The organism is Streptomyces sp. NBC_00388, from assembly GCF_036061255.1.
Classification (GTDB): Bacteria; Actinomycetota; Actinomycetes; order Streptomycetales; family Streptomycetaceae; genus Streptomyces.
Map to the genome: position 1 here is coordinate 4,196,013 of NZ_CP107948.1, position 16,951 is coordinate 4,212,963.

Sequence of the window (16,951 nt, forward strand, 5' to 3'; positions counted from 1 at the left end):
GGGAAGCGAATGAGTAGCAGTCAGGACAGCGCCGCGGAACTGCCCAGGGTGATCAGCGTGGACGATCACGTGATCGAGCCCGCGCACCTCTTCCGGACGTGGTTGCCGGGCAAGTACCGGGAGCTGGGGCCCCAGCCCTTCACCGCCGGGATCGGGGACCTGGCGTACGTGGGCGGGAAGTACCGCTTCACCACCGACCCGGAAGGACAGGTGACGGACTGGTGGCGGTACGAGGGGGAGATCTTCCCGTACAAGCGGATCATCGCGGCCGTGGGCTTCTCGCGGGACGAGATGACGCTCGACGGCATCACCCGTGAGCAGATGCGGCCCGGCTGCTGGGACCCGGCGGAGCGCCTCAAGGACATGGACCTCAACCATGTCGAGGCCTCGCTCTGCTTCCCCACCTTCCCGCGCTTCTGCGGGCAGACCTTCGCCGAGGCCAAGGACAAGGAAGTGGGCCTGGCCTGCGTCCGCGCCTACAACGACTGGATGGTCGAGGAGTGGTGCGGGGACAGCAAGGGCCGGCTGATCCCGCTCTGCCTGATCCCGCTCTGGGACATCGACCTCGCCGTGGCCGAGATCAGGCGGAACGCGGCCCGCGGGGTCCGGGCGGTGACCTTCAGCGAGATCCCGACCTATCTGGGGCTGCCGTCGATCCACTCCGGTTACTGGGACCCGTTCTTCGCGGCCTGCGAGGAGACGGGGACGGTGGTGAACATGCACATCGGATCGTCGTCGCAGATGCCCGCCGCTTCGCCCGACGCCCCGCCGGCCGTGCAGGCCTCGCTCTCCTTCAACAACGCCATGGCGTCGATGATGGACTTCCTCTTCTCCGGGGTCCTGGTGAAGTTCCCCCGGCTGAAACTGGCGTACAGCGAGGGGCAGATGGGGTGGATCCCGTACGCGCTGGAGCGCGCTGACGACGTCTGGGAGGAGCACCGGGCGTGGGGTGGGGTCAAGGACCTGATCCCGGAGCCGCCGTCCACGTACTACTACCGGCAGATGTTCTGCTGCTTCTTCCGTGACAAGCACGGCATTGAGGCCATCGAGACGGTGGGCGTGGACAACGCGACGTTCGAGACGGACTACCCGCACGTCGACTCGACCTGGCCGAACACCCGTCAGGTGGCGGCCGATCACATGGCCGGGCTCTCCGCCGATGTCGCGTACAAACTGCTGCGGGGCAACGCCATTCGTATGCTGGACCTGCCGTTCGACCAGGACCGGGCAGCCACCGGCTGACCGGAGCCCGGCCGCGGCGGAGCGTTGAGGGCGTACGGCCCCTCAACGCCGCGGTTCGGGCGGCACCTTGCGGAGAGGCGATCGGATGAGGGACACGGCTTCAGAGGTACTGCTGACCCTCGGCCGCCGGTATCTGCGCGACGCGCCCGGCTCTTTCGGCAAGGAGCGGCTGGCCGCCCGCTACCTCAACCCCCGTCTGCGTGATCAGCCCAGGCGACGGGTCTGCGATGACCGGTTCGGCGCCCGGTTCGCCCTCGACACACAGGACCTGATCCAGCGCTACCTCTACCTGTTCGGCGGGTGGGAGCCGCACATGACCCACTGGCTGCGGAGCAGGCTCCGCCCGGGGGACACGTTCGTCGACGTCGGGGCGAACATCGGCTATTTCAGCGTGCTGGCCTCGCGGCTGGTCGGCAGTGCGGGCCGGGTGGTGTCCGTCGAGGCCTCTCCCGTCTTCCACCGGAGGCTGCTGCAGCACGCCCGGCTCAACGCGTGCGACAACATCCGGGCGGTGAACACCGCAGTCGCCGACACCCGGAAGCTGCTGACCTTCGTCCTCGCCAGCTCGAACAACATGGGGGCGAACAGCATCGTCCCCTACGAAGGGGCCGCGGAATCCACCTTCGACATCGAAGCCCTCCCGCTGGCAGAGGTGCTGCGGCCGGAGGAGATCACGGCGGCCAGAGTGATCAAGGTCGACGTGGAGGGGGCGGAGGGCAGCGTCATGCGCGGCCTGGTCCCCGTCCTCGACCGGCTGCGGCCCGACGCCGAGATCACCGTGGAGGTAACCCCCCACCGGATGGCCCGGCTCGGTGACTCCGTCGAGGAGTTGCTTGACACGATGCGGGGGCGCGGCTACCACGTCTACCGACTGGCCAACGACTACTCGCCGGAGAGCTACGTCGCAGCGGGGCGCCGCCCTCCGCTGCCTCCCGTCCGCTGGCGCGGACCGGTCAGCGGCGAGAGCGACCTGGTCTTCTCACGGACCGACGCCGCCGTGCTGACCTGAGAGCGCACTGCCCTGGGCGGCCGGGTCCGGCGGATCATGCGGAGCCGACGGGGTGGCGCCACCGGAAGTGCTCCAGCGCACGCGCCCTGGCCTCCACGACGGCCATACGCGTATCGCGCTCCGCCGTGTCCGTGTGCGCCGCCTGGCTCGTGACCTGACCCGGCCACTTGCGGTACCGGAGCCCGACCCCGGACGAGAACCAGCCCCGGCTGACCGCGTTCAGGGCGAGCAGCAGCCCGGTGTCCTCGGAAGCCGGCAGGGCCATCCAGCCGCCGAGGGCGAGGAGCAGGTCCCGGCGGACGAACAGCGTCGCAGGGTGGACCGGCGCGCGGTAGTCGTTCGCCCTCCAGTGGGCGAGGACGGCTCCGCGCTCGACCGGCCCGCCGGCGGGGTCCCCGTCGAAGCCGGCCGTGGAGCCGTCGGGGAGCAGATCGAGCACGCGGGACGTCGCCCAGCCGATGTCCGGGTTCTCTTCCAGTGCGGCCAGGTCACGGGCCAGTGCGCCCGGAGCCAACTGGTCGTCGGCATCCAGGACCTTGACGTACGCGCCGTCCGCATGGGCGAGGGCCATGGTCCGCGCGACACCCGGACCTCCGGCCCGGCCCTGCCGGAAGGTCACCCGCTCGTCGGCGGGCACATACGAGGCGACGCCGGGTCCTTCGCCGTCCTGCTGTATCACCCAGTGCCAGTCCCATCCGCCGGGCAACTCCTGTGTGCGGAGCGACGCGTAGGCCTCCGCCAGGAACCGCGCCGACGGGGCATGGACGGCGGTGACGACGACGACCCGCCGGTGCCCGCCGCCCGGCGGCCGTCCACCGGGCCCCTGCTGACCGGCGCGGGCGGGCTGCCCGGGCCCATCCGCGATCCGCTCGTACGCCTGCGCCACCGCAGCTCACCACTCTCCTGGTCCGACGTGCTCACCGTACGGCGCAGCACGAGGCCTTGACGCGCCCGGAAGGGGCGGTCCACCGCCTCGCGGGCTCCGGCAGGGCGCCGGGAGCCTCGCGGAAAGGAGCCGGAGCCGGTATCCGCAGGTCACGGAGGTGGCCGAGCGCGGTCATGGAAACGCCCGACCGCTGGCGACGGGGGATGCACCAGCGATCGGGCTATTTCCAACAGTAACAAGGGTGGTGAGGTGACGGGAGAACTGCCCGCTCACGGCGGTGAGTTGTGAGCGAGATCACGCGCCATGGTCACGGGAGCACTCCGGCCCGTCACTCACCGCACGGAGGGTCGTACGACAGACGAGGCAGGTACTCGTGCCACTTTTCCGGGGTCAGGACACCCCGGGTGATCGAGCAGATGCGGCGTACGGCCTGACCGGCGTCCAGGTCCCACAGCCGGACGGTGTCGGCGCCGCTGGACACCCCGAGCAGGTGGCTGTTGGGGCTGAACGACAGGAAATTGCCGGTCTTGGCATTCGGACTCAGCGACTGCCCGATGGGGGTGGCCATCGACGGGTGGGTGACGTTCCAGAGCCGGACCGTGTCGTCGTTGCCGCCGCTCGCCAGGGTGTGCCCGTTCCGGCTGAACGTCAGTGACACGACCGCTTCGGTGTGGCCCGTGAGAGTGGAGCCCAGCTGAGTCGCCCTGCGGGGGGCCGCGACGTCCCAGAGTCTGACCGTGCCGTCATCGCTGCCGCTGGCCAGCGTGCGCCCGTCCGGACTGTAGGCGAGCGCGTTGACGGGGCCCAGGTGTCCCTTGAGGGGTGCGCCGAGCCGGGCGGCATGCCGGGGGTCGGTCACGTTCCAGAGCCTGATGGCGCCGTCGGCGCTGCCACCGGCGAGCGTCCGTCCGTCCGGGCTGAAGACGAAGGTGTTGGCATAGCCCTTCTGACCGGTGAGCGGCGCACCGAGCGGCCGGAGACGCGACGGGTCGCTGACGTCCCACAGCCGAATGGTGCGGTCGTCGAGCGCGGTGGCCAGCGTGTGCCCGTCCGGGCTGAAGGCCAGCGCGTCGGGGCCCGCGAAGCGTGTCCGCAGCGGAACAGGCGGACCGTAGGGGACGGGGCGGGCCGGGTCGGTGACGTTCCACAGCTGTACCGCGCGGCTGCCGGTCAGCACCGCGAGGGTGTGCCCGTCGGGGGAGAAGAGCAGCGAGCGCGCGTCCCCCTTCCCCGGCATGAACGCTCTGCCCAGCAGTGCGGGGCGGTCGGGGGACTCCACGTTCCACAGCCGGACCTTCTGGTCGCGTGCGGCGGTGGCGAGCACCCGGCCGTCCGGACGGAACGCTCCGATCCTGCCCGTCATGTCCGATGTCGGGATCGACCAGAGGCGGACCTTGTTGTCGCCGCTCCCGGTGGCGAGGGTCCGCCCGTCAGGGCTGAATCCGACGGCGTACATCTCGCCGCTGCTCCCGGCGAGCGGCTCACCGACCTGTGACGGGTACGCGGGGTTGCTGACGTTCCACAGGCTGGCCGTACTGTCGGCGCTGCCCGCGGCGAGCATCCCACCGCCGGGGCTGAACGCCACCGACCAGACGGGCCCGGTGTGCCCGGCCAGCGGGGCGCCGAGTTCGGCTGCGTGCCGCGGGTCGCTCACGTCCCAGAGCCGGATCGTGTCGTCCGCGCCCCCGCTGGCGAGCGTGTGCCCGTCAGGGCTGAAGGCCACGGAGTGCACCGTGCCGGTGTGACCCTTCAGCACCCGGCCGACCGGATCCGGCCGGCCGCGACCGGCCATGTTCCACAGCCGGATCGTGCCGTCGTCGCCGCCGGCCGCCAGCGTCCGCCCGTCAGGGCTGAAGGCCACCGAGCGCACAGCGGCGGTGTGCCCGGTCAGGGCCCCGACCGCCTCCGGCCGGGCCGGGTCGTCCACGTTCCACAGCCGTACGGTGTGATCCTCGTCGGCCGAGGCCAGGATATGTCCGTCGGGGCTGAAGGCGAGGAGGTACGCCGTACCGCCATGGCCGGTCAGAGGGGCGCCGAGCGGCTTCGGGTGGCGGGGATCGGTCACGTCCCACAGCCGGATCGTGCCGTCGTCCGACGCGCTGGCGAGCGTGTGCCCGTCCGGGCTGAAGACCGCGCTGCTCACCCAGCTCGTGTGGCCGGTGAGGGGCCTGCCCAGCGGTGCGGGACGAGTCGGGTCGGTCACGTCCCACAGCCGGATGGTCCGGTCGTAGCTCGCCGTGGCCAGAGTCTTCCCGTCCGGGCTGAACGTGGTGAGGTAGACGGCGCCGGTGTGGCCGAGCAGCGGCGTGGCCAGGGGCGCGTTGACGATCGAGGCCAGGCGGTTGCTGGTGGCCTCGTCGTCCGGCCGCAAGTGGTGCGCCACCAGATCGAGCTGGGCGGCCAGGGACGGATCCGTGTACTGGACGCGGTCGGCTTCGGCGACGACCTGCTCGAACACGGCGTCGTCGCGCTGCTGCCACGCGAGCACCGCCGAACCGACCGCCAGCATCGCCAGGACGACGAGGGCCGACACCGCGCCGCGGCTGATCCAGACGCTCCGCTTGCGCAGCCTGGCCGACGCGGCCAGGAAATCCACCGCACTCCTGGTCAGGAAGGTGTCACCGGCCGACTTCGCCCAGCGGCGTGCCTGCTCCAGACGGGTCCCGCGGTAGAGGAGCGAGGTGTCGCGAGCCGTCGCCTCCCAGGCCCTGCCGTCCTCCTCCAGCTGCTGGCGGAGGAGGTTGTCGTTCCTGTCCTCGTCGATCCAGTCACGCAGCCGCGGCCAGGCGTGGAGCAGTGCCTCATGGGTGATCTCCACGGTCTCCGCGTCGAGTGTCACCAGCCGGGCGTGGACCAGCGCTTCGAGCGACTCCTCGGTCCTGTCGGGGTCCGTCGACTCCTCGGCCAGCTGGCGCCGGGTCTCCCGTCTCCGGGTGGCCTGGGTGTCCTCGCTCAGCCGGACCAGCCTGAGGAGGAGCAGTCTCGCGGCGGTACGCGCCGCCGGGCCGAGGCTGGACCAGGCGTGCTCCGCCGTCGCCGCCACGGCCCCCTGTATTCCGCCCGCCGCGCTGTAGCCGGCCAGCGTCAGCCGCCCCGCAGTCCGCCGCTGCCAGGTGGCGAGCAGAGCGTGCGAGAGGAGCGGCAGCACCCCCGCGTGCGTCCCGCTCCCGCGCGGGCTGCCGGTGCTCACGTCACGGACGATCAGCTCAGCGAGCCCCGGTTCGAGCTCCAGGCCCACCGCCCTGGCCGGGCCGGTCACCGCCTCGCGCAACTCCGCGGTGGTCAGCGGGCCGAGCACCATGTGCCGGTGCTGCAACGCGTCGGCCAGTTCGGGATACCCGAGGCACTGCTCGTAGAAGTCGGCGCGTATGCCGAGGAGTACGAGCGCGGGAGCGGGTTCGTCCGGCCCGGCGGACGTGCCGACGGCATGGAGGAGCTGGACGAAGGCGCGCCTGTTCTGCTCGTCGGAGCAGAGGGTGAAGGCCTCCTCGAACTGGTCCACGATGAGGACAGGGCGGCCGGGTGAGGGCGTCTCGCGGTGCGCCCACGCCGCGATGGCTTCCCTGGCGGGCTGCGCGAATCCGCGTGTGCCGGATGCGTCCGCGGCGGCTTCCTTCGCGGCCGGGACGACGTGCGCGAGCCCGGGTATCCGGCGCGTCAGCTCCGCGAGAGGGTCTCCTCCCGGGACGAGCTGGAGCACTTCCCCCGCCGCGCTGCCGGGGCTGCCGAGGGCGCCGTCCTGCAGGGCGGGCACCGCACCCGCGTTCAGGAGGGAGGATTTTCCCGACCCCGAAGCGCCGACGAGCATCACCAGGCCGCCCGTCTGCTCCGCCGCCCGGAGCTGAGCGACGAGGGCGTCCCTGCTCCGCTCACGGCCGAAGAACCACCGGGCATCCTGCTGCCGGTACGGAGCGAGGCCCCGGTAGGGGCATACGGCACCGGGGACGTCCACGGCTTCGCCCGGCGGGCGTTGCCTCTCCTCGGCGGCTGCCGCAGGGCTGTCGCCGACCGGGTCGGCCACGGCCCGCTCCCACAGACGGTGCCACTGCGCCAGGTCGTACAGGCCCGCGGAGACGGGCGCGGGCTGGGAGCGCCGCGCCGGGGGGATCAGTACGTGCAGCACCGACGCGAGGGCGACGAACTGGGCAGGCACGTTCCTGGCCCGCCGCCAGTCGCTGATGCGCTGGGCGGAGACCCGCACGGGCCGGCCGCGTTCGTCGACCCGCTGAAGCCGGACGACCGCATCGGACACGCTCTTCAGGGGCGGATTACCGGCCTCCTTGTACAGCAGCGCGAGGCGTTCCGCCAAGGCTGTGCGCGCCCCTGAGTCGGAACTCAAGGTGTCCACTCCTTACTTCCCCCGCACCTGGATGTCCGGACCGCTCCCCCCGGCCCCCGGATGTCCGGACCGGAAAAGTCAGCCTATCGGGCTGACCTGCGGTTAGCCGTCGATCAGGGCCCCGGACCCCCCTCTTCGGGGGCCGCAGCTGGCAGGATCACGACCTAGTAGCGCACCACCCGGGCGGCTCCCGGATCGTCGACCAGCTCAGCGCTCGGAGTGACACCTCATGACGCCGCATGTTCTCGGTCAAATTCCGTCGTTCTCACCGTAGCCAGGCGCAGGCACCGGCCGTCTCCCCGGCGGAGCCTACGAGATCCGTCGCCGTCCCACCGGCCGGGCCTGCGAGGTCCGTGGCACAGGTCCGGTCCGGGCCGCTGCCGCACCGGCCACGGATCCACCCCTTCCTCGGTCCACGCCGTGCACGACATGGCGCGGACCGAAGCCGCCCACGTTCGGTACCGGTCCCCACGAGGGGAGGGACCGGTACCGAACGGTGGGCGTATCCGGCCGCGTACGGCGTGCTCCGCCCGGGGCGGCGGCCGGCAACGGGAATCCCACCGGGCCGGGGAACCACGCTCTGTGCGTCGCCCAAGAGCGTCGCGGCGGCCCGCGCCCCCTTCGCGCCTTTCTCCCGGCAGCTCTCCCGGCAGCGCCTACCGCTTCTTGCGGATGGTGCGCTTCTTCGCCTTGGCTTCCTTCTCCTTGCGCTGCGCCACCCCGTAGGCGGACCAGGGACCTTGGTGCCTCGCGCAGCGGGAGGTGCCGACAACCGCGAGATTCCGGCAGGCCCCACCGGCTTTGGTGCGTGCGCCGCACCTGGACTGAGATGCCACTCCGTGCCCCCTGTCAAAAGACCGGCCGACTGCGGACCTCAGGCACGCTGCCACGCGGCGGCTGCCCGGGGGAGGCGCATGCGTGAGGTACGGAAGCACGCCCCGGTGCGAACGCCGGACACCCCACGGGCCTTCTGCGCCCCGTGCGTTCGGTCCGGGACCCGGGCGGCCCGGTTGAACGGCATATGTGGCGGGATTCGCCCGAAAGCCCACCCCGGTCTCTCCCACTCGGACTCCGGGACGACCATGGGCGAACTGTCCGAGCGCCGTGTCTCCTTGCGGCCGATTAAGATCGCGTGGTTCGGCCAGGGGGGCCGCAACGTTCAGGGCTCTGGGGGGCGACACCGTGGGTGTCATCGTGGGTGCGGTTCTTGCGGTAATTGTCGTTGTGGGTGGCTGGTGGGTCGTCCGGACCCACAACCGGCTCGTTCGGCTGCGGAATCAGACGCAGGCGTCGTGGGCGCAGATCGACGTGCAGTTGAAGCGGCGCCATGAGCTGATACCGAATCTCGTCGAGGGGGCGCGCGGGTACGCCGCACACGAGCGCGGCACCTTCGAGGCGGTCACCGCCGCGCGAGGGGCGGCCGTGAGCAGCGGACTCGGTGCTGCGGACCGGGCCACCGCCGAGGACGCGCTCACCGCGACACTGGCGAAGCTGTTCGCGCTCGGGGAGAGCTATCCGGAGCTCAGGGCGGATCAGCACTTCAGCGCGGTGCAAGCAGAGCTGAGGTCGGCGGAGGACAAGATCGCGTACGCCCGGCAGTTCTACAACAGCGCCGTGCAGAGCTACCACACCGCCCTGGAGAGCTTCCCGGGGAACGTCATGGCGGGGCTGGGCGGCGCTCACGGGCGGCGGGAGTACTTCCAGGCCGCAGGTGTGGCGCAGGAGACCGTCCCGGTGAGGTTCGCGTGACGCTCACCGAACAGCTCTACTGGGGCGGCGCCGGCCTGATCGTGCTCTGGCTCGTCGGCTTCGGGCTCGCGCTGGCCGCCACCCGGAACGGCGTGGTCGCGCCCGGGCCCGCGACCCAGGAGTTCGGGGCCGACCCCGAACCGCCGGCCGTGGTCAGCCTGCTCGGCAATCACTGGCGGGGCGTGGAGCACGCCGCCGCGGCCACCCTGCTGGACCTCGCGGCCCGTGGGCTCGTCGAGCTGCGACAGCCGGGCGACGACCCGGCCCTCAGCACCGTCCACCTCACCGGGGCCGGCCGGTCGGCGCCAGGGCTGACGCCGTACGAACAGCGGGTACTGGACCGGGTCAGCAGCCGCGTGGCGGACGGCGGCGCGCCCATCGGGGCGATCGCCTTCCGCGACGACAAGCGCGCGGCCTCCTGGAACACGGCACTGCGCCGGGAGATCATCGCCGATGCCCGGCTGCGCGGCCTGTCCCGGTACCGGTTTCCGCGCCTGCTCGGAAGTGCCCTGCTGACCGGTGCCTTCGTGCCCGGCGCGCTGTTCGCCGTGGCCGCGGTCTTGGGAGGCCACGGCGTGCGCGCCGCGCTCTGCGCCGGTGTGGCCCCAGGGGCCGCGCTGGCCTACCTGCTCGGCAAGTCGCTGGGCGAGCGGGCGACCCCGAAGGGCCTCGAACGCGCCGGGCATTGGGCCGGACTGCGCGCCTGGCTGACGGCGCACGAGGACTTTGCCCGGCTGCCGCCCGCATCCGTGGCGGTCTGGGACCGCTACCTCGCGTACGGGACCGCACTCGGCGTCACCAGCCTGACCGGCCGGCTCCTCGGCTTCGACTCCGGGGACCGGCGACGCGTCTGGTCCTCGTACGGAGGGACCTGGCGCCCGGTGCGGATCCGCTACCCACGGCTGCGCCCCGGCTTCGGCGGCTCGACCAGCCGGCTGCTGCGGTCGGCGACCGCAGCGGGCGTGGTCGCCGTGGGCCTCTGCGCCTTCGCGGTGCTGCGACAGCCCGACTGGATGGTCGCGGTCGACGCGCACAGCGGCGGCTCGCTGCGACGGCCGGGACTGGTGCTGAGCGCCGGCTGGGTGGGCAGCGCGCTGCTCGGCCTCGTGGTGGCCGGCAAGTTCAGCCGCTGGACGCTGTTCTTGGCGTTCCTGGCGATGATGCCCGGCAACTTCGCGAGCGGCAGCCACGGCTGGGCCGGCGATGCGGCGACCCACGAGGGCCCCCTGCCCGGCGAGCTGGTGGCGGTCGCGGCCTTCGGCGCGCTGGCGGCGTACCTGCTGACCGTCGCCTGTCTGGAGCTGCGGGAGCCCGCCACGGTCACCGGTGAGGTGCTGCGTATGGAGTCGCGCAAGGGCAAGGGGGCGGCCCGGTTCCTGGCCCTGGACGAGGGGGACACGGACCTGACCACCGCCTGGGCGCTGCCCGCGGCCTCACAGGCCATCGCGACCGGTGCCCAGGTGCGGCTGAGGGTCTCGCGGGGGACCCGCACGATCCGCTCCGCGGAGCTGGTGAGGGCCGCGATGCCGGAAGGCGACCGTGTGAAGGCCCCGAAGCAGGAAGCCCCTTCTTGACGAAGAAGGCGTTCCGGAGCCCTCACATCACATCTCGGAGGCGCTCCGGAGCGCCCCGGGCGTCGGGTGGCCGCCTTTTTTGCCCCCCCTCGCGCCCCCCTTTGGCTCCCTTTTTCGGCAACCCGGATCTCCAGCGCTGTGGCCGGGAGGGCTCGTCCGGTTCAGTACGGTGAGCCCGGCTGCGGGGAGAAGCCGCCCAGGAGGCCGGCTCGTCCGTCTTGTTCGTCCCATTCGTCTCGTTGTGCCGCGGGAGCGCCCGGCATCCTGACCGGCCGTCCGTGTCCCAGAACACCGGACAGGTCACGGACGGGTGGCCACCAGCAGATCGACCACGTAGGTCTCTTCCACCACCTCGCCGGGAAACATCTCGCGCAGTCGCCGGAGCTCCTCGTGGAGAAAGGCGCTCCTGTCATCCTCGGCAAGGACGAGAAACGCCGAGCGGCTGCCGATGTTGGCAAGGTGCTTGTCGAGGGAGACCACCCGGCTCCACCGCACTCGGCGGCGCGCGACCCGGAGCCCGGACAGACCCGCGAGCCGGATCGCGTTGCTGTCGTCGGGACGTGCCCGAGAGGCCGGCTTCACCCCGCAGTGGTGCGCGATCCGCTGGTGTTGCTCTCGGATCCAGGGCACGTCGAAGGCGGTGGTGTTCCACCAGATCGCGAGCGCACCGCCCGGAAGCAGGACCCGCAGCGCTTCCGGGACCGAGCGGGCGGTGTCGGTCCACTGCCAGGACTGCGCGTAGGTGATCAGGTCCTGGGAGGCGTCCGCCAGGGGGAGCGCGTTGCCGTCACCTCGGACGATCGGCACATCCGGGAGCATGGCGCGGAACCGGGCTGCCATCGCGCCGCCCGGCTCGACGCCGATCACATCAGCCCCGCGCTCACGCAGCAGAGCGGTGGCGATTCCGGTGCCCGCCCCGACATCGGCGACGCGGGAACCCGCCAGGGGGCGGCCCGAGAACTGTTCGATGAAATCGAAGAGCGCGGGCGGATACGAAGGCCGGCCGGCCGCGTACTGATCAGCCGCCACATTGAAGGAATGGGCCCGTGAGTCGGCGGTCATTCCCCCATCATCGCGCTTGCCCGGCCGGCCGCTCACCCCGTCGATTTCCCACGGACGAGGGGTGATCCATGCCCCTCGGCCCCTGGTCGCCCTCTCCGGCCGCTTTCTCTGGTCGCTCCCCTCGGTCGGCCCCCGCCGACGGGTGGAGGCCACCTCCGGAAATCCGGAAGCGGCCGCCACCTGGTGTTCAACTGTCCGGGTGGCGGCCTTCAGACCCGCGATCTCTTCGATACCCAGGCAACAGGCAGGGAGGGGGCCGTCCGGCCTGTCCCTGCGGGCGGAGCGCCTGCCACCTGCGCTGATCGTCCACGGACACGGGCATCCACGGTCGTCCGCTGCCATGCGCCGTGGAGGTCACGCAGCTGGCCGGACACTCACCGGCGGACGGCGGCGTCCAGCACCTTCGACTGAGCGTCGACGAGATCGCTCGGGATGCTCGCTGACGTTCCGGGAGTCTTGGAAGCCGCCTTGTAGATCGCCAGCGTGGAACCGTGGCGCACGACAATCACGCTGATGGGGAGCTTCAAGCCGTCCCCGCCGGATGTCAGGCTCGCCTTGAGTCGGAAAGCGACCCCGCTGTCGCCCTGCGACGGGTCGTGGGTGGCTTCGACATCCTCGTAGATTGCCTTCATTCGTCCTGCTGCCGTGTACCCCTTGCACGACTTCAAGGCCGCGCGAAGCTCGTCGATCACCCGAGCCGCATCCGCCGGGCGGTACGACACCAGGGTGAGGATCACAGAGTGACCCTTGGTACCTGCAACGCGCTGCACGCTGCCGACCGGGGCGTAAGCGCTGGCCCCGTCCACTGCGGCGCTGACCGGGGCGCACAGGGAGGGTTCGGTTCTGGTGCGGCGTACCGCGTGAATGACGCCACTGCCGACGCCTTCCGAGCCCACCCCGATCTCTTCCACCCGGACTCCGGGAAGATCATGGGCGTCCACGACGGCATCCTCAAGCCGCCGCTGAGAGAGCACACGCGCACTCTGCCCCGTGCCCCTGCTGCCCGTCGTCTTCGCGGTGTGTGCGCCGCTGTCGTGCTCGCCGCCGCAAGCCGTCATACCGACGGCCATCAAAGCCACAGCCGCCAGGTGTCTTCGCCCGATGACCTTGCTCATGATCCCTCCCCTTGTTCGCACAGTGACGGGGACGATATGACAGGGCATCGGGTGCGCACCATCAAGCTGCGCGCCAGCGACCTCTTGCTCGACCCACGATCTCCCCGTTCTCCCCGCTGCCATGGGGCGCCCCGCTATCTGGGGTTCGGAGCGCCCCGGCCCGGATGCTCGACGCCTTACTGAGGGCGGGACCGGAGCGACGGCTGGGGAGTGGATTTCCTTGCCCCACTCCCCAGCCGCTCCCCGGGAGCCCGGAAACGCAGATCAGGCCCGGCCTTCTGTGAAAGAAGACCGAGCCTGACCTGGTGTTTCAGCTGTCGGGGTGGCGGGATTTGAACCCACGACCTCTTCGTCCCGAATGAGGGCCGGGTGTAGCCGACACCTGCCTGTTCGATATTTTCGCAGGTCAGGGTGGTGGTGTCGGAGGGTTTCGCGTGGCGTCGGGAGGGCTGGGAGAGCGGTTCGGCGCCCGAATGGCTCCCAACGCAACTCTCCCGACGGACCTGGCTGTCCGGGGACGGAGGCCGCCAGGCTGGCAACATCGCGATCAGCCCGCGGCTGCCACACGGCGCGCCAGGGACGCTAAACCCTGAGGCTTCCGGAGACGGTACTGCTGGGTTCGCCATCGCAGGTTCAAGCGGCAAGGACGCGAACGAGGTCGAGTTCCACGCCTGCATCCCCGGCCTGCTTTAGGGCAATTTGGTTGAGGTGGCGCCCGCAGGCGTGGAACCAGTTCCGGTCCAGGGAGTCGCCTCTGCAGCGAACTCTCCAGATCGGCCACGCTCGGCAGCCGTGCGACTCTCCACCCTCGCAGCTTGGGCGACAAATCATAGGGCCCACTCCCAGCTCTTTCGCGTGCTCAAGAGGAATTAATGTTTAACGAGAATGCCTCGAAGTGCTGTCTGTGTCAATTGATCACTGCAGCTGAGTGCTAGGTTTTGTTAAACAGAAACCGAAGGGGCGCCATGGTCGGCAGGCCGCGCACGGGGCAGACGAGAGTCATGGGCTTCCGGCCGCCCAAACAGCTCCGCGATGAGTTTGAAGCGCTCGCTGCGAGCGAGGAGCGTAGTCCGTCGGACGCGCTTATCGAGGCCATGCATGACTGGGTCAAGAAGAAGCGCCGTGAGCGTCAGGTCACGACGTCGAAATGAGCTCGCGTGATTCGGATGCTGGCACGCTAGAGCCCACTGCTAACCGGTGTGTGCTGGTTCGAGACAGGCAACTCAGCCGTCCAGCTTCTCCCGATAGCTCGCAACCGAAGCGCAGCCACCGCTAACCTCGCTTGTCACCAAGTTGGGCGAGGGCGTGAGCGTGGTACAGAAGGCTTGGAGCAGCGACCGCAGGCTGACCGCGATCAGCCGAGCAAGAGTCTCGGTGCCGGCCAGGCAAGCGATGATCGACAAGCAGGTAGTTGCCGGACGCACGGTCCTTGACTACGGCTGCGGCCGCGGCGGTGACGTGCGCGCACTCCAGCAGTTGAACGTCCAAACGGTCGGTTGGGACCCGTTCTACCAACCCTGCACCACGCTGGAGTCAGCGGACGTGGTGCTCCTTACTTACGTACTCAACGTCATCGAAGACCTGCACGAGCGTCGCAAGGCGTTGAAGGAAGCATGGGACCTCACTGGCAAAGTGCTTGTCGCTTCCGCAAGACTGACCTGGGAGAAGTCGAAGGTCAGGGGAGAGGCGTTCGGTGACGGGCTGCTCACCAGTCGGCACACGTTCCAACACCTCTATGCCACAGGCGAACTGCGCTCATATGTTGAGGCCGTAACTGGCGTGCGAACAGTCTCTGCGGCGCCCGGGATTGTCTACGCATTCAAAGATGAGGCGGAGCGGCTTCGCTTCCTTGCTCAACGCATCGTCCCCGACGCCGAGTGGCTTGCATCCGGTGACACGACTTCGGCGATTGCCGCGGTCGTCGATCATGCTGAACAGCGTGGTCGCCTGCCGCGTATGGAAGAAGTACCACAGCCGGTGGCCGAGCTACTCGGACACCTGCGGTCAAACGAGGTTCGTCGCCTCGTCCGCGACTCCGCCGACCACGTCAAGATGCAGGAGGGCTCCAAGAGAACGACGCTGAACACTCTGCTCTTCCTTGGAGTCGAACTCTTCAACGGGCGCAGTCCATTCAGCAGCCTCCCGCTCAGTATCCAATTTGACGTCCGTGCATTCTTCGCCTCGTACAAGGAGGCGTGCCAGCGATCCGACCGGCTGTTGCTCAAGCTGCGCGACGACGCATACATCCGCGGGGCCATGAACGCTTCAGCGGTCGGAAAAGTGACGCCGTCCGCGTTGTACGTACACCGGCGAGCCGTTGACCGTCTGCCCACAGTGCTACGCCTCTACGAGCACTGTGCATCGATCGCAGCCGGCCGCCCTCAAGCATGGACTCTCGCGAAGCTTCGCCATCAGGGCCGAGCCGTTAGCTGGCTGGACTGCCCGGACTTCGACAGCGATCCCCACCCCAGAATCTCCACCTCGTACGAGGTGGAGCTAGGAACCCTCGAGACATCCCACACTTCCTACGTCGAAACCAAGAACCGACCGCTGCTCCACCGCAAGCACGAGTTCCTCAGTGGCGACGATTCAGATGCGGATCGGTACAGGCGCTTGACGGCCGCCGAGGTGCGGGCAGGGCTGTACGAGCGTCCTCACCTCATCGGCACAGAGGGCGGCTGGGAGGCAGAGCTCATTCGCTGCGGGCGGGCGCTTCGAGGGCATCGGCTGGTTCGGCGGAGGCCAGACTGAGGCGTCACGCTGAGTCGGGTTGCATGCGCGCAATTTGGGCAGCCAGTTCCTCTACATCAAGATCCGCTGCCTGACTCGGGAACCAGGACAGCCGGAGTCCATTCTCGGCCACCCTCTCGGGCAGCCCCATCGCAGTGAGGACGTGGCTGGGGGTGTAGGACGCGCTTGTGCATGCGGAGCCCGTCGCAACAGCTACGTGCTGCTTCAGCATGACAATGAGCGCTTCAGCGTCCACACCCTCGAAGGACAGGTTGAGGATGTGGGGAACGGTGTGATTCTGGTCCCCGTTGATCCAGAACCGTGTCTTCGCGAGAGCACCCAGAAGCCGGTTGCGGAGGGCCTCCGCGTTCCTGCTCCACTCGGCGTGGCCCTTCTCGAAGATCTTGGCTGCCTCGGCAAGCCCCATGATCAACGGGACCGCCAACGTTCCGGGCCGGAGCTTGCGTTCCTGGCCGCCACCAAACATGATCGGCTGCAGTGGCAGCCGCTCCCAGTGTCGGCGGCGAGCAACCAACATTCCCACGCCCTTGGGAGCGCCGATCTTATGGCCGCTGACGCTCATCAGATCGATGGGGGCGGTTAGGTCTTGAGGGACCTTCCCGTATCCCTGCGCAGCATCTACATGCAGGTATGTCGAGGTCTCCCTCAAGAGCCCAGCAAGTTCGGCCACCGGCTGGATGACACCCGTCTCGTTGTTCACGTGCATTAGGGAGACTAGGAGTGTGTCCGGACGCAGCCGCTCCATCACTGCCTCGACGGGGACCCGCCCCGACGAGCCTGGCTTGATGAAGTCGACCTCAAAACCCCGGGACTGCAGGTGCTCCAGGGGTTCAATCACCGCCTTGTGCTCGATTGCCGAGGTGATGATGTGACGCCGACCGCTCTGCTCGCCGTACGGGCCAAGGCCGAGCAGGGCGATGTTGTTGCTCTCGGTAGCCCCACTGGTGAAAATCAACTCGTCCGGTTCGGCGTCGACCGTGCTGGCGAGGTACTCGCGGGCCTGCTGCACGGCACGCTTTGCGCGGGTCCCGTACTCGTGCGTTCGGGACCCGGCGTTCCCGAAGTCCTCGGTCATCCAGTGCATCACCACGTCGGCCACACGCGAGTCCACACGCGTCGTCGCCGCAACATCGAGATAGGTAACCACGAGCCCCACCACACCCCTGAACGCTAATCGAGCGCATCCTGTACGTCATTTACCTGACGTACGATACCGTTGCACGC

10 protein-coding genes are annotated in these 16,951 nt (G+C 69.6%); 5 read left to right on the forward strand and 5 right to left on the reverse strand.

Annotated features, from left to right (window positions below; genetic code table 11):
* Positions 1-9: 9 nt before the first annotated feature.
* Together OG917_RS18875 and OG917_RS18880 are read left to right on the forward strand one after the other, a co-directional pair.
* Complete coding sequence (locus OG917_RS18875; RefSeq protein ID WP_328318783.1) at positions 10-1,242, forward strand: amidohydrolase family protein; 1,233 nt, start codon at positions 10-12, stop codon at positions 1,240-1,242.
* An 85-nt stretch (positions 1,243-1,327) separates the two neighbouring features.
* Positions 1,328-2,251 carry an FkbM family methyltransferase gene (locus OG917_RS18880; protein ID WP_328318784.1) on the forward strand — a complete coding sequence of 308 codons (924 nt, stop codon included), beginning with the start codon at positions 1,328-1,330 and terminating at the stop codon, positions 2,249-2,251.
* Positions 2,252-2,285: 34 nt separating this feature from the next.
* Here OG917_RS18880 and OG917_RS18885 read toward each other — a convergent pair whose 3' ends face one another.
* Positions 2,286-3,137 carry a glycosyltransferase family 2 protein gene (locus OG917_RS18885; RefSeq protein ID WP_328318785.1) on the reverse strand — a complete coding sequence of 284 codons (852 nt, stop codon included), beginning with the start codon at positions 3,135-3,137 and terminating at the stop codon, positions 2,286-2,288.
* 328 nt (positions 3,138-3,465) lie between these two features.
* The gene (locus OG917_RS18890) at positions 3,466-7,485 is read right to left on the reverse strand and encodes an nSTAND1 domain-containing NTPase (protein ID WP_328318786.1); all 4,020 of its coding nucleotides are present in this window, start codon (positions 7,483-7,485) and stop codon (positions 3,466-3,468) included.
* 1,185 nt (positions 7,486-8,670) lie between these two features.
* Between OG917_RS18890 and OG917_RS18895 the strand changes: the two genes are divergently transcribed.
* Both OG917_RS18895 and OG917_RS18900 read left to right on the forward strand, forming a co-directional pair.
* Positions 8,671-9,225 (forward strand): LemA family protein, encoded by a 555-nt coding sequence (locus tag OG917_RS18895; protein ID WP_328318787.1) that lies wholly within the window; start codon positions 8,671-8,673, stop codon positions 9,223-9,225.
* On the forward strand, positions 9,222-10,799 hold the full coding sequence (locus OG917_RS18900) for a DUF2207 family protein (protein WP_328318788.1): 1,578 nt from the start codon (positions 9,222-9,224) through the stop codon (positions 10,797-10,799). The genes OG917_RS18895 and OG917_RS18900 overlap by 4 nt, the downstream gene beginning before the upstream one ends.
* A 300-nt stretch (positions 10,800-11,099) precedes the next feature.
* Here OG917_RS18900 and OG917_RS18905 read toward each other — a convergent pair whose 3' ends face one another.
* Complete coding sequence (locus tag OG917_RS18905) at positions 11,100-11,861, reverse strand: class I SAM-dependent methyltransferase (RefSeq protein ID WP_328318789.1); 762 nt, start codon at positions 11,859-11,861, stop codon at positions 11,100-11,102.
* A gap of 374 nt (positions 11,862-12,235) precedes the next feature.
* Positions 12,236-12,976 carry a hypothetical protein gene (locus OG917_RS18910; RefSeq protein ID WP_328318790.1) on the reverse strand — a complete coding sequence of 247 codons (741 nt, stop codon included), beginning with the start codon at positions 12,974-12,976 and terminating at the stop codon, positions 12,236-12,238.
* A 1,311-nt stretch (positions 12,977-14,287) separates the two neighbouring features.
* Between OG917_RS18910 and OG917_RS18915 the strand changes: the two genes are divergently transcribed.
* Complete coding sequence (locus tag OG917_RS18915; protein WP_328322007.1) at positions 14,288-15,727, forward strand: DNA phosphorothioation-associated putative methyltransferase; 1,440 nt, start codon at positions 14,288-14,290, stop codon at positions 15,725-15,727.
* A gap of 4 nt (positions 15,728-15,731) precedes the next feature.
* Here OG917_RS18915 and dndA read toward each other — a convergent pair whose 3' ends face one another.
* Positions 15,732-16,883 carry a cysteine desulfurase DndA gene (gene dndA, locus OG917_RS18920; protein ID WP_328322009.1) on the reverse strand — a complete coding sequence of 384 codons (1,152 nt, stop codon included), beginning with the start codon at positions 16,881-16,883 and terminating at the stop codon, positions 15,732-15,734.
* Positions 16,884-16,951 lie beyond the last annotated feature (68 nt).

What these genes read in the sequence shown, in the direction of transcription:
- OG917_RS18875 (WP_328318783.1), top strand. Translation starts at nt 10, where the DNA reads ATGAGTAGCAGTCAGGACAGCGCCGCGGAACTGCCCAGGGTGATCAGC.
- OG917_RS18880 (WP_328318784.1), top strand. Translation starts at nt 1,328, where the DNA reads ATGAGGGACACGGCTTCAGAGGTACTGCTGACCCTCGGCCGCCGGTAT.
- OG917_RS18905 (WP_328318789.1), bottom strand. Translation starts at nt 11,861, where the DNA reads ATGACCGCCGACTCACGGGCCCATTCCTTCAATGTGGCGGCTGATCAG.
- OG917_RS18910 (WP_328318790.1), bottom strand. Translation starts at nt 12,976, where the DNA reads ATGAGCAAGGTCATCGGGCGAAGACACCTGGCGGCTGTGGCTTTGATG.